Below are 12,778 nucleotides of genomic sequence, written 5' to 3' on the forward strand. Positions count from 1 at the left end.
CCAGCTCGGTGAACTTGCTGGTCATACCGGGTCTCCGGGGGATGGGATCTCACATGGTCGAGGCGGCGGCGTGCACCTCACCCAGAGCCTGCCGGGTGAGGTCACCGAAGTCGTCGGCACCCTCCGCCTCGCCCCACCGCTCGACCGCGACCTGCAGGGCGAGCGCCCCCAGCTGTGCGGTCACCCCGGCGACCAGACGGGGGACGCCGCGGCGCGCGAGGGCGTCCACGACCGCTGCGGTGAGGCTCATGCCCTTCAGCGCCTCGCGTTCCTGCAGGTCGGGATGGGCGTCGATGACCGCTCGGCGGCGGACGGTGAAGGCGCGGTGGTCCGGTGTGAAGACGTCGCGGCCGAGCGCGTCGAAGCCGCACGCCATCGCTTCGAGCGGGGCGGCGGCGGAGGGAGCCGCGGCGATGGCGTCGACGAGCGGCTCGATCAGCGCGTCCTCCCCGAAGAGCACCTCACGCTTGTCCTGGAAATGCCGGAAGAACGTGCTCTTGGCGAGCCCGGCGCGTTGGGCGATGTCGACCACGGTCGTGTTGTCGTACCCGCGGTCCGCGAACAGTTCCAGGGCGACGTCGATGAGACGTCGCGATGCGTCGGGTTCCCAGCGAGCCATGGGAGCACCTTACGGGACTTGGTCCCGTGACGGTCCTCATGGTCGGAGTCGAGATCCGAGAATCGCGTCAGCGGTGACTGGGCTGTTTTCGGCGTGAGGCGTTCAGACAACGAGGATGGTGGAGGATGGAAGCATGATCGGTGACCGATGGGGAGTGCGCGACGGCGAGATCTTGCGCCCCTACCCGTGCGACGACTTCGTCACCGCCTCCGCATTGCAGCTGTGGCGGGGCGTGACCGTCGAAGCGCCCGCCGAAGTGGTATGGCCCTGGGTTGCGCAGATAAGGCTGGCGCCGTACTCCTACGACTGGGTCGACAACCTCGGCCGGCGCTCGCCACGCGAGCTGGCAGGTCTTTCTGAGCCTCAGGTCGGAGAACGGTTCACCACCGCCGGTGGACGGGAACTGGGTCGGATCGTTTCGGTCACCCCGGGGACACAGCTGACCGGCACCATCATCGGCGCATTCATGTCCTATGTCGTCCTACCCCAGGACCGCGACACGACGCGCCTGCTACTCAAAGTCGTCATGCAGATCAACCGTTGGGTGGGCATCGGGCTGTCCGTCGGCGATCTGGTCATGGCTCGGCGGCAGTTGCTGAACTTCAAGAATCTCGCCGAGCAGCAGCACTGAGGACGAGCGGTGGCTCATCCCCTGCTGCCGGACGTTCGGCTGAGCGAGCCGAACGCGACCGGAGCACCAGGAGACACCGCCGCCGTGTCGGACGATCTCGTACCGGACCTGTACCGGCGGGGCCCTGGTCGGAGAAGTCGCTGGTCAGAGGCCGGAACTTACGTAGAGACGGCGCTTGGAGATGTACTGGACGACGCCGTCGGGCACGAGGTACCAGACCGGGCGTCCGGCCGTGACACGTTCCCGGCACTCGCTGGACGAGATCGACAGCGCGGGCACCTCGACGAGCGTGACCGATCCGACCGGGAGGTGGTCGTCGCCGAGTTCGTAGCCGGGCCGGGTGACGCCGACGAAGTGCGCGTAGCGGAAGAGCTCGTCGACCTTGTGCCAGGACAGGATCTGCTGCAGTGCGTCGGCGCCGGTGATGAAGAAGAGGTGGTCGTCGGGCATCGCGGCGTGCAGGTCGGCGAGGGTGTCGGCGGTGTAGGTCGGGCCGTGCCGGTCGACGTCGACCCGGCTCACCGAGAACCGAGGGTTCGACGCCGTCGCCACCACCGTCATCAGGTAGCGGTCCTCGGCCGCGCTGACCACCCGCGAGGTCTTCTGCCACGGCTGGCCGGTCGGCACGAAGATGACCTCGTCCAGGGCGAACCGGTCGGCGACCTCGGAGGCCGCGACCAGGTGGCCGTGGTGGATCGGATCGAACGTCCCGCCCATCACGCCGATCTTGCGCTGCATCGGCGCAGACTATGCGGTCACCGCGGTTGCGGCACCGGCGTGTCGGCGATCTCGCGTCGCCGCGCGCGGTCACCGGTCGGGTAGGCGTGCCGGAACTGCACGCTGATCCGCGGGCCGCAGTCGCGGACCTTGGGGACGCTGTGCTGCCAGGTGCGCTGACACGACCCGCCCATCACCAGCAGGTCCCCGGACGCGAGCGGGAACGACACCGACGCGCCCCCACCGGTCGGACGCAGCCGCAGCGGACGCGTCGCGCCGAGGGACACCAACGCGACGACCGAGGTGGCCATCTCGCGCGCCACCCGGTCCCCGTGCCAGGCGACGCTGTCCGCGCCGTCGCGGTAGAGGTTCGCGCCGACCTGGGTGAACGCGACGTCGTAGCGCTCTCCCAGCTCCGTCGCCATGTCCGCCAGCAGCGGCTCCGGACGATCGGCGGGTTCGCCGGCGTCGATCCGCCAGCGGTGCGTGACGCGGGGCTCGGGCACCGTCCGGTCGTACATCCACAGCTCGTGTCCTCGCCACGGCGTCGTCTCGAGCAGCCGGACGAACAGCTCGTCGGCGCCGCGCAGCCATCCCGGCACCACGTCCACCCACGCGCCGTGCGCGAGTTCGTGCCGACACACCCCGTCGAACCCGCCCGGCGCCGCCCCGGCATCCGGAGCGATGTCGAACAGCGAGGACTGCCAGCTCAGGTCGACCGTCACCCCGACGACGCTACCCTCCATCGAACAATAGTTCGAGACTCCGTCCGGGCGACGTCCCGGCCCCGCCGGTGCGAAGATCACGACCAGCCCCGTCGAACCCGAGAGGGAGCCCGGCATGACCTCGCCGTCCGGCACCAGCGCGCGCGGCGCGGTGCTGTCCTACATCGGCCTGCGCCGCAGCGTCGGGATCATCGGCATCGCGCTGCCGTTCGTGCTCGCGATCGGGAACCTGCTGCTCACCGGCGACGGGCCGCGGTCGTCGATCAGCAGCTACTACTACACCGGGATGCGCGACGTGTTCGTCGGCAGCCTGTGCGCGGTCGGAATCTTCCTGTTCTGCTACCGCTACGAGCAGCCCGACGACCGGCTGGGCAACCTGGCCGGGGTGGCCGCGATCGGGGTCGCCCTGTTCCCGACCCGTCCGGAGGGAGCGGCGAGCGCCGCGCAGACCGTCGTCGGCTGGCTGCACCTGGCGTTCGCCGTGGCGTTCTTCGTGTCGCTGGCGTGGTTCTGCCTGGTCCTGTTCACCCGCGACGACGGCGCCCCGACCGCCCGCAAGTCGGCGCGCAACGCCGTCTACCGCACGTGCGGGATCGTGATCCTGGCCTGCCTCGCACTGGCCCTGTTCAACGGTCTGTTCGTCCCGGACGAGCTCGCCCGGGTCCTGCGGCCGCTGTTCTGGCTGGAGGCCGCCGCGATCGTCGCGTTCGGGGTCGCCTGGTTCGTCAAGGGTGACACCGTGCTGCGTGACCGGCCCGGGCTCGCGGCCCCGGCGGTGTGAGCGCACCGACGACGAACGCCAGCTCGCGCTCCATCTCCCCGGTGTCGTCGGCGGCGTGCCGTGCCATCGCGTGCCGGTGCCCGATCGCCGAGGCCAGCAGCAACGACGCCCCGCGCACGTCGTCCGAGGCCTCCCGCCCGGTGGCGCCGACGATCACCTCCTGCACGGCCGCGACCAGCTCGTCGAACCGGCGCTGCAGCGCGTCACGGACGACCGGCAGCGTGTCGGCCTCGCGCCAGAGCAGGTGGGACAGGACGGCCGAGTCGTCCAACGACTCGTCGAGGGCGACCACGAGCCGCCGCAGGCTCGCCGTCAGGTCCCCGGCCACAATCACCTCGGAGCACCGGACGACGTCACGGGGCAGCCGGTCGACCAGGGCCTCGAGCAGGTCGGGCTTGCGGCGGAAGTAGTAGTGCACCAGCCCCTTGGGCACCGAGGCGCGCTCGGCGACCTTCGAGGTGGGGGTGGCGTCGAAGCCGTGCTCGGCGAACAGCGTCTCGGCAGCGGCGAGGATCCGCTCCCGGGCCGGGCCGTCGCCGGTGCTCGGCTCGCTCACGTCGGCAACGGGCTCGTCCACCGGTTCAGCGTCCTCTCACACGGCGAGGGCCGCGACCCCGGTACGGGTCGCGGCCCTCGCGTGGTTCTCGTCGTGGATCAGCGGGCCGCCACCGCCCCGCGGTGCGCGGCGCTCGCCACCGGGATGGCGGTCGCGGCGACCGCCACGGCCAGCACGCCGGCGATCCAGGACGTCCACGACGCCCCGGCGAGACCGCTGTAGCCCATCACCCACGGGGCGATGAACAGCAGGACACCGAGGACACCGTGCACGTACTCGCTGGACACCGAGCGCGGCGCGCCCAGCGACCAGAGCGACGTGGCGGCGAGCACCACTCCGAGTACGACCATCGTCCACGCGGCGGCGGCATCAGTCGTCGTCACGAGGGGCGACAGAGCCGTGAGAACGCCGATCACCAACGCGGCCCAGTCCTGCCAGCGCTGCCATGACCTCTCAACCATCTCGAACACCTTCTCTGTGAGCTCCCTGTGGGATACCTCAGGTCTACGCTTGATTGGCCGGCCGGTCAAGACCTGTCCGGGGCGGGTCCGGCCGGGCGCGGCCCGCTCCCGGGTAGCGTCCGGCGACATGCGCGCCCCGGACACCGACGGCCCGGCCACCGCCGAGGACGTGAGCGTCACGCCTTCGGCCGACTCGTCGCCGTGGCCGGTGGTGCGCCGCGCGTCGAGACGCTTCGTCGTGCTGTGCCGGTTGTTCGCGCTCGTGGCGCTGGCCTACGGCGTCGTGATCGCCACGCTGGCGGTGGGCGACGTGACCCGCTCGGCATGGCTGTGGGCGGCGATCGTCGTCGGTGGACTGGTGCACCTGGCCGGGGTCGTCGGGCTGTGGTTCGTGGCCCCGCGCGCACCGAAGCGGGTACTGCCCCGTCCCGGCCCGGCGTCGGGGACCGAGTCCGACCGCAGGCGGGCCCGGCGCACGCTGCACGCCGGGGGCCGCCTCGGAGCGGAGCAGCGGAGGCTGGTCGCGGTCGAGGTGGCGGCGGGGGCTCGGGTGCCGGTCGTGGTCGCGGGGGCGTTCGCGCTCCTCGGGCCGGTCGTCATGGGCACGCCGAACACCGACCACCCACTGCCGTGGCTCGGGCCGGTCACCGCCGGAGTGGTGCTGCTGATCCTGCTCGGGCTGGTGTGGCAGGTCCGCGCGGTGCGCCGGGTGCACCGGGAAGCCCAACGCGCGGAGGCGCTGCCCTCGGTCGAGGGCAGCGAGGTGCCCTACCTGCCCTGACGGCGTCCGGGCGCCGGACGACACCGTTTCCGCCCGGAGGGACGCTCGTGATCGCGGGCCGGGTACCGATCACGGCCACGGATGGCCACGATCGGTACCGACCCGCTGATCAGCAGCCAGGAACGGTCAGACCGGGAGCAGCCCCTCGACGACGTCGGTGAGCTGGCCGATCGTGCGGCACTCGTGCATCGGCAGGACGTCGGCGTAGCGCAGGGCCGCCGAGTCGCCACTGCCCCACTGCCGGCGCGGCTCCGGGTTGAGCCAGTGCGCGTGCCGGGCCTGCGAGGCCAGGCGCTTGAGGATGCGCAGGTTGGGGTCGCGGTAGTTCGTGCGCCCGTCCCCGAGGATCAGCAGCGACGTCTTCGACGTGATCGCCTCACCCCAGTGCTCGGCGAACCCGCCGAGGGCGTTGCCGTAGTCGGAGTGCCCGTCGAACGCGGTCAGCTCGGCCTCGCGCAGCACCCGCTGCATCACCCCGGACAGCTCCGCGCCGGGGGTGAACAGGTGCGTCACCTCGTCGGTGCACTCGACGAACGCGAACACCCGCACCTTGGAGAACTGCTCGCGCAGCGCCTGGACCAGCAGCAACGTGAAGTGGCTGAAACCGGCGACCGAGCCGGAGACATCACAGAGGATCACCAGCTCCGGACGGCCGGGACGGCGCGTGCGGTAGGCCGGGTCCATCGGGACGCCGCCGGTGGACATCGAGCGGCGCAGCGTGCGCCGCATGTCGAGGGTCCCGCGACGGGCCCGCTTGCGCCGGACCGCGAGCCGCGACGCCAGCCGTCGGGCCAGCGGGTGCACGGTGCGCCGGAGCTGGGAGAGCTGCTCGGCGTAGGCGGTGAGGAACTCGATCTGCTCGGTCTGCTTCGGCACCGAGGACTTCGCGATCTGCTCGCGGCCGCGCTGCTCGGCGGTCCGGCGGCGCACCTCGTCGCGGATCATCTGGCGAAACCGTGCGATCCGGTCCCGGATCTCGCGGCGGCGGACCTCGGAGACGAAGGCCGAGCTCTCTGCGTCGTCCCGCGACTGCAGCCCGGCCAGGATCTGGGCCAGCAGCGTGTCCGGGGACAGCGCGTTGAGGGCCTGGTAGGCCGACCAGTTCGGCTTCGCGGTCTGCCCGCGCACGCCCTGCCCGGCCGCGCCGGAGGTGCCCATCGCCTCGACCGCGGCCCGGGCGAGGTCGCGCAGGGTCTCCTCGTCGCCGTCGCGCAGCAGGTCGGCCAGGATCTCGCGCAGCGCGTCGACGTCGACCGGCCCGTCCCCGGAGCCGTCCTCGCCGTCGTCGATGCGGGGCACGTCGACCTCGCTCGAGCCGGCTCCCATCACGGCCGGGAACCAGAGATCGAACAGCGCGTCGAACGTGTCGCGCTGCCCGGAGCGGCGCAGCAGCGCCGCGGCCAAGCCCTCGCGCAGGTGGTCGCGGCGCAGCAGGTCGATCGCGCCGATCACCTGGGCGGCGTCGATCGTCTCCCCCGGCCCGACGGCGACCCCGCTGCGGCGCAGCGCGGCCACGAAGTCGACCAGGTGCCCGGGGATCCCGTGCTCCGGGGGCCTCCCCCGACCGGCGGGGGGCAGGGGCGGTGCGCTGGTCATGGATCCATCATGCGGCACCCGTCGCGAGGACACCACCAGGCGAGCAGCCGTCCCGCACGGTCAGTTCAGGCGCAGCTCCGCGGCCGCCTTCTCCGCGTCGGACTGGTGCTTGAGCACGACGCCGAGGGTCGCGCGGACCGTGTCGTCGTCGAGCGTGTCCAGCCCCAGCGCCAGCAGGGTGCGGCCCCAGTCGATGGTCTCGGCGACGCTGGGCGCCTTGCGCAGCTCCATCGCGCGCAGCACGCGCACGGTGCGGACCAGCGCGTCGGTGAGGCTCTCGGTGAGCTCCGGGACGCGGGAGGCGACGATCCGGCGCTCCAGGTCGGCGTCCGGGAAGTCCAGGTGCAGGAACAGGCAGCGACGCTTGAGCGCCTCGGACAGCTCGCGGGTGGAGTTCGAGGTCAGCAGCGCGAACGGGCGCCGGGTGGCGGTGATCGTGCCCATCTCCGGGATCGAGACCTGGTAGTCCGAGAGCACCTCCAGCAGCAGCCCCTCGACCTCGACGTCGGCCTTGTCGATCTCGTCGATCAGCAGGACGGTCGGGTCGCTGCGCCGGATCGCGGTCAGCAGCGGGCGCGGGAGCAGGAACTCCTCGGAGAACACGTCGTCGCGGGTGGCGTCCCAGCCCTCGGCCCCCTGTGACGACGGGTTCTGGCCGGCGGTGATCCGCAGCAGCTGCTTGGCGTGGTTCCACTCGTAGAGGGCGCGGGCCTCGTCGATGCCCTCGTAGCACTGCAGGCGGACCAGCCCGGAGCCCGTCGCCTCGGCCACGGCCTTGGCCAGCTCGGTCTTGCCGACGCCGGCCGGGCCCTCGACGAGCAGCGGTTTGCCCAGCTTGTCGGCCAGGTAGACGGTCGTGGCGACGCCGGTGGAGGCGAGGTAGCCGACACCGGCCAGCCGCTCGACGACGTCGTCGACCGACCCGAACTGCGGGGACTGCGGAGCACTCACGCCGATCATCCTGCCCTGCGACCCCCGGATCCGTCGCACCACCGCCGTCCACCGGTGACCCGGGTCACCTCACGGCCCGACGTCGGCGAGCGCCGTCAGCCGTGCAGGACGAGGTAGGGGGCCAGCGCGAGCAACGTGATGATCAGGGCGTACTTCAGGCTCCGGGTGGGCAGCGCCCGGGCGATCTTCCAGCCGATCAGGACGCCGACGAGTTCCGGGATGCCGACCAGGACGGCCAGGGGCCAGTCGACGGCGCCGGCCAGGAGGTAGCCCACGGTCCCGACGCCGGCGATGACGATCGACTGGACCTGGGCCGCGGCGAGGGATTCCAGTACGGGGACGCCGAGCGCGACGAGCAACGGGACGGTGAGCATCGGCCCACCGATGCCGACGATGCCGCTGGCCGTGGCCACCACCAGCCCCAGCGGAACGACCCGGGTCGCCGAGGGGTGGACCGGCGCGGCCGTGGGCTGCCGGCGCTCGCGGTACCACACGAGCCCGGCCACCAGCACCACGAAGACCCCGAGCACCAGCCCGAACGCCCGCTCCGACACCACCGAGTTGATCAGTACGCCGATCGGGGTGCCGACGACGGCGGTGCCGGCCAGGAGCTGCGCAGTGCGGCGTGTCGCCGGTTCGCGCAGCTGTCCGGAGCGGGCGTAGGCGGCCGCGCCCAGCGTGCCGGTGGCGACGTGGGTGACGATGGCCGTGCCCGCCACCTGGGCCGGGGTCAGGGCCGTCAGCGCGAAGAGCCCGATGGTGGGCAGCACCCCGCCCGCTCCGACCGTGGTGATCCCGACGCCGCCGATGAGCCCGAACAACGCCAGCAGCACCCAGGTGACCGGCTCGGCCGTCACCGGGGTCCTCCGCGCCCGCGGCACCGGTGCGCGGCGGCGGCCCGGGTCGGGCGCACGGCTTCTCCCGGGCACGACGGCCGGGACGCTCCCCCGGTGTGTCCCACGGCGGCGACGCTACCTCGCCACCGCCACGCCGGGCGCCGGCACCGGTTGTCGCGGCTCCCGGCGCCGGAGCGACGGGGGCGGGCGCGAATTGTCGGTGCCGGGGGCCACCATGGTTCCCGTGACGACGACCGAGCAGGATCTGCGCACCCGGGCCGAGGAGATCCTCGGCACCCTGGCCGGTGGCGACGCCCGGCTGCGTGAGGACCAGTGGACGGCGATCGAGGCGCTGGTCGCCCAGCACCGCCGGGCGCTGGTGGTGCAGCGCACCGGGTGGGGCAAGTCGGCGGTCTACTTCGTGGCCACCGCACTGCTGCGCGAGCAGGGCGCCGGTCCGACCGTGATCGTCTCGCCGCTGCTGGCGCTGATGCGCAACCAGATCGACGCCGCGGTCCGGGCCGGGATCGTCGCCGTCACGGTGAACTCGGCGAACAACGACGAGTGGGACTCGGTCTACGCCGAGATCGAGGCCGGCGAGGTCGACGTCCTGCTGCTCAGCCCGGAGCGCCTGAACAACCCCGACTTCCGGGACCGGGTGCTGCCCAAGCTCGCCGCGACGGCCGGGATGCTGGTCGTGGACGAGGCGCACTGCGTGTCCGACTGGGGGCACGACTTCCGCCCGGACTACCGCCGGCTGCGCACCCTGATCTCGGACCTGCCCTCGGGTATCCCGGTGCTGGCCACCACGGCGACGGCGAACGACCGGGTGGTCCGCGACGTGACCGAGCAGCTCGGGATCGGGAGAGAGTCCTCGGACGACGGCGGCACCCTGGTGCTGCGCGGGTCCCTGGACCGGGAGAGCCTTCGCCTGTCGGTCGTCCCGCTACCGACCCCGGCGCGGCGCCTGGCCTGGCTGGCCTCGCGTCTGGAGGAGCTGCCCGGCGCCGGGATCATCTACACGCTGACCGTGGCGGCCACCGACGAGGTGGCCGAGTTCCTCACCGAACGCGGGTTCGCGGTGCGGTCCTACTCCGGCAGGACCGACCAGCAGGCCCGTCTGGACGCCGAGTCGGACCTGCTCGGGAACCGGGTCAAGGCCCTGGTGGCGACGAGCGCGCTCGGGATGGGTTTCGACAAGCCGGACCTCGGATTCGTCGTGCACCTCGGCGCGCCCGGCTCGCCTGTGGCCTACTACCAGCAGATCGGTCGCGCGGGCCGTGCCCTGGACCGGGCCGAGGTGGTGCTGCTGCCCGGCCGCGAGGACCGCGACATCTGGGCCTACTTCGCCTCGCTGGCCTTCCCGCCGGAGCCGCTCGTCCGCCAGACCCTGGACGTGCTGTCGTCGGTGCCGCAGTCGACGGCGTCGATCGAGACGCGGGTGGACCTGTCCCGGACCCGGCTGGAGATGCTGCTCAAGGTCCTCGACTCCGACGGCGCGGCGAAACGCGTCAAGGGCGGCTGGGTCTCCACCGGCGAGGAGTGGGTCTACGACTCCGACCGCCACCAGCGGGTCGCCACGGCGCGCAAGGAGGAGCAGCAGGCGATGCTCGACTACATCGCGACGACCGAGTGCCGCCTGGTGTTCCTGCGCCGCCAGCTCGACGACCCGGACCCGACACCGTGCGGGCGCTGCGACACCTGCACCGGCACCGTGTGGTCCGACGAGGTCACCGGCGACAGCGAGACCGCCGCGCAGGCGCGGCTGACACGGCCGGGCATCGAGCTGGCGCCGCGCAAGCAGTGGCCCAGCGGAATGTCCGAGCTCGACGTCCCGGCGTCCGGCAAGATCGCCGCGGGCGAGCTGGCCGGCACGGGACGGGCCATCGGGCGCCTGTCCGACATCGGGTGGGGCACCCGGCTGCGCGAGCTGCTCGGCTCGCCGGAGTCCCCCGCCGAGGACGTGCCGGTGCCCACGGACGTGCTCGACGCCGTCGTGACCGTGCTGGCCGGCTGGGGCTGGGAACGGCGTCCGGTCGGCGTGGTCGGGATCGGCTCGCGCACCCGTCCGCACCAGCTCGAGCATCTGGCCCGGCGGATCTCGGAGATCGGGCGGCTGCCGCTGCTCGGGACGCTTCCCCCGGCCGGCGACCGGCCGGTCCGGCGGGAGAACTCCGCCCAGCGCCTCGCCGCGGTGTGGGAGGGCTTCGACGCGTCGGCGCTGCCGGACCTCTCCGGCCTGGACGGGCCGGTGCTGCTGGTCGACGACCTGGTCGACTCCGGCTGGACGATGACCGTCGCCGCCCGCGCCGTGCGCCGCGCGGGGGCCGGGGAGGTGCTGCCGCTCGCCCTCGCGGTGGCCGGCTGAGCGGACCCGCCCGGGCGGACCCCGCCGCGCCTGCGGCATAGGGTCGCGCCATGCCGTCCGACTTCCTGCTCAAGACCATGAACGCCGCCCACCGGCTGCTGATCTCCGCGTCCGGCGGGCGCCTGGGCCACGACGCGATGGGCATGCCGGTCCTGGAGCTGACCACGGTCGGCCGCAAGACCGGGCAGGCCCGCTCGGTGATGCTGACCGCCCCGCTACGCGAGGGCGACGCCTACGTCGTCGTCGCCTCCCGCGGCGGGGACGACACGCACCCGGCGTGGTTCCTGAACCTGCGCGACCAGCCCGACGTCGAGGTCGCCCTCAAGGGCGGGGCCCGGCAGCCGATGCGGGCGCGGATCGCCGACCCGGCCACCCGCGCCGAGATGTGGCCGAAGATCGCCGGCAAGTACCGCAACTACGCCGGGTACCAGCGCCGCACCGAGCGGGAGATCCCCCTGGTGCTCCTCGAGCCGCGGGCCTGAGCACGGTCCCCGGCCTCCGGCCTGCTCCGTGGCTCAGCCGTCCGGTGCCGGGGCCGGCCACTGCAGGACGAGCTTCGCATGGGCGGTCCGCACCACGACACGGGCCGCGGTCCGTCCGCCCGTCACCGGGTCGGCAGCGGTCGCGGCGCCGGGAAAGGTCGCAGGGTCGGGAACGGTCGCAGGGCCGGAAGTGGCCTCGGGGTCGGGGCCGGTCATCTCGGCCGAGATCCTCAGGTCCGCCGCCTCCGGGCGCCCGGCCGTCGTCCAGCCCCGCACCAGTGCGCAGAGCCGCGCCGCCGCCACACCCCCCGCGCCACCGAACGTCCGGATGCCGCCGCGCGGCTCGGCCATCAGCAGGGCGACGCCGTCACCGGTCGCCACCCCCAGCGCGACCCGGGTCGTACCCGAGCCGAACATGGCCCGCCCGGTCTCGGTCTCGGCGGCCGGTTCCACGGCGAGCAGGCGGAACACGGCCGGATCGGCCAGCGCGCACCAGAGACCCAGCCCGTCCCAGACGTCGGTGACCGAGCCCGGCTCCGGGGACGGGTCGGCCTGCGCGCCCGGCCCGGACAGCGCCCGCGAGACGAGAGCCGGGTCCGGCCCCCCGCTCTCGGCGACCTGCATCGCCCAGCCCTCGCCCAGCGTGACCGCCGGATCGGTGTCCGCACCCGTCCCGCGCAGCCGGATGAACGCGCAGCTGCGGACCGAGACCGAGTCCAGCCGTCCCGGCCCGGTCAGCTCGAACGCGACCGAGAGCTGGCTGCCGCGCACGGCCAGCGGCAGCAGCAGCCGTCCGCCGGGCACGAGCTGCGCCACCCACTCCGGGCGGATGTCGGTGCTGCCGACGGTGAGCTCGATCCGGTCGTAGGGCGCAGCGGGCGGGTGCCCGGCCGCGCCGTCCGCGGTCACCGCCCGGACATCCGCGACGGCGGCGGCAGCCAGGTTCCGCTCGGTGTCGCGGACGAGGTCGTCGTCGATGTCGACGGTCGTCACCGCACCGGCCGGGCCGACGATCCGGGCGAGCAGGCCCGCGTTCCACCCCGCCCCGGCACCGATCTCCAGCACCCGGTGGCCGGGCTCGGCGGCGAGCTGCTCGAGCATGATCGCCACCATCGACGGCTGGGACACCGAGCTGATCGTCACGCCGTCCACGACCTTGATCGCGACGGCCTCGTCGGCGTAGGCGTCGGCGGGCGTCAGGTCGGGCAGGAACAGGTGCCGCGGCACCGAGGCGAGCGCGTCCCGAACGGCCGGGCTGCGCACCCGGCCGTCCC

General features: G+C 73.1%; 14 protein-coding genes. 5 read left to right on the plus strand and 9 right to left on the minus strand.

Annotated features, from left to right (window positions below; genetic code table 11):
• Positions 1 to 49: 49 nt before the first annotated feature.
• Positions 50 to 619: a TetR/AcrR family transcriptional regulator gene (locus I4I78_RS21770; protein ID WP_218613313.1), complete on the minus strand. Its 570-nt coding sequence runs from the start codon at positions 617 to 619 to the stop codon at positions 50 to 52.
• Positions 620 to 752: 133 nt separating this feature from the next.
• Between I4I78_RS21770 and I4I78_RS21775 the strand changes: the two genes are divergently transcribed.
• Positions 753 to 1,250, plus strand: coding sequence for a polyketide cyclase (locus I4I78_RS21775; protein WP_218613314.1), 498 nt, complete (start codon positions 753 to 755; stop codon positions 1,248 to 1,250).
• A 144-nt stretch (positions 1,251 to 1,394) separates the two neighbouring features.
• Here I4I78_RS21775 and nadD read toward each other — a convergent pair whose 3' ends face one another.
• Positions 1,395 to 1,988, minus strand: coding sequence for a nicotinate-nucleotide adenylyltransferase (gene nadD / locus I4I78_RS21780; protein ID WP_218613315.1), 594 nt, complete (start codon positions 1,986 to 1,988; stop codon positions 1,395 to 1,397).
• Positions 1,989 to 2,005: 17 nt separating this feature from the next.
• Positions 2,006 to 2,713 (minus strand): alpha-ketoglutarate-dependent dioxygenase AlkB, encoded by a 708-nt coding sequence (locus I4I78_RS21785; protein ID WP_218613316.1) that lies wholly within the window; start codon positions 2,711 to 2,713, stop codon positions 2,006 to 2,008.
• 94 nt (positions 2,714 to 2,807) lie between these two features.
• On the opposite strand from I4I78_RS21785, the gene I4I78_RS21790 reads away from it, so the two are divergent.
• The gene (locus I4I78_RS21790) at positions 2,808 to 3,473 is read left to right on the plus strand and encodes a DUF998 domain-containing protein (protein WP_218613317.1); all 666 of its coding nucleotides are present in this window, start codon (positions 2,808 to 2,810) and stop codon (positions 3,471 to 3,473) included.
• Here the strand turns inward: I4I78_RS21790 and I4I78_RS21795 are convergent.
• Positions 3,418 to 4,050 carry a helix-turn-helix domain-containing protein gene (locus tag I4I78_RS21795; protein WP_308252284.1) on the minus strand — a complete coding sequence of 211 codons (633 nt, stop codon included), beginning with the start codon at positions 4,048 to 4,050 and terminating at the stop codon, positions 3,418 to 3,420. The two genes, I4I78_RS21790 and I4I78_RS21795, sit on opposite strands and share 56 nt — an antisense overlap.
• Positions 4,051 to 4,127: 77 nt before the next feature.
• On the minus strand, positions 4,128 to 4,490 hold the full coding sequence (locus tag I4I78_RS21800; RefSeq protein WP_218613318.1) for an SPW repeat protein: 363 nt from the start codon (positions 4,488 to 4,490) through the stop codon (positions 4,128 to 4,130).
• 127 nt (positions 4,491 to 4,617) lie between these two features.
• On the opposite strand from I4I78_RS21800, the gene I4I78_RS21805 reads away from it, so the two are divergent.
• Positions 4,618 to 5,271: a hypothetical protein gene (locus I4I78_RS21805; protein ID WP_218613319.1), complete on the plus strand. Its 654-nt coding sequence runs from the start codon at positions 4,618 to 4,620 to the stop codon at positions 5,269 to 5,271.
• A 126-nt stretch (positions 5,272 to 5,397) separates the two neighbouring features.
• Here I4I78_RS21805 and I4I78_RS21810 read toward each other — a convergent pair whose 3' ends face one another.
• The 3 genes from I4I78_RS21810 to I4I78_RS21820 form a co-directional block, all read right to left on the minus strand.
• Complete coding sequence (locus tag I4I78_RS21810) at positions 5,398 to 6,867, minus strand: VWA domain-containing protein (RefSeq protein ID WP_218613320.1); 1,470 nt, start codon at positions 6,865 to 6,867, stop codon at positions 5,398 to 5,400.
• A 60-nt stretch (positions 6,868 to 6,927) separates the two neighbouring features.
• Positions 6,928 to 7,827 (minus strand): MoxR family ATPase, encoded by a 900-nt coding sequence (locus I4I78_RS21815; RefSeq protein WP_218613321.1) that lies wholly within the window; start codon positions 7,825 to 7,827, stop codon positions 6,928 to 6,930.
• Positions 7,828 to 7,913: 86 nt separating this feature from the next.
• On the minus strand, positions 7,914 to 8,675 hold the full coding sequence (locus I4I78_RS21820) for a sulfite exporter TauE/SafE family protein (protein WP_218613322.1): 762 nt from the start codon (positions 8,673 to 8,675) through the stop codon (positions 7,914 to 7,916).
• Between the two features lie 214 nt (positions 8,676 to 8,889).
• Between I4I78_RS21820 and I4I78_RS21825 the strand changes: the two genes are divergently transcribed.
• Both I4I78_RS21825 and I4I78_RS21830 read left to right on the plus strand, forming a co-directional pair.
• The gene (locus tag I4I78_RS21825; RefSeq protein WP_218613323.1) at positions 8,890 to 11,022 is read left to right on the plus strand and encodes an ATP-dependent DNA helicase RecQ; all 2,133 of its coding nucleotides are present in this window, start codon (positions 8,890 to 8,892) and stop codon (positions 11,020 to 11,022) included.
• Positions 11,023 to 11,072: 50 nt separating this feature from the next.
• Positions 11,073 to 11,504, plus strand: coding sequence for a nitroreductase/quinone reductase family protein (locus tag I4I78_RS21830; RefSeq protein WP_218613324.1), 432 nt, complete (start codon positions 11,073 to 11,075; stop codon positions 11,502 to 11,504).
• 33 nt (positions 11,505 to 11,537) lie between these two features.
• Here I4I78_RS21830 and I4I78_RS21835 read toward each other — a convergent pair.
• On the minus strand, positions 11,538 to 12,778 hold a 1,241-nt coding region (locus I4I78_RS21835), incomplete at its 5' end, for a methyltransferase domain-containing protein (protein WP_218613325.1).

Origin of the sequence: Pseudonocardia sp. KRD291 (genome assembly GCF_019263595.1) — a bacterium.
Lineage (GTDB): Bacteria > Actinomycetota > Actinomycetes > Mycobacteriales > Pseudonocardiaceae > Pseudonocardia.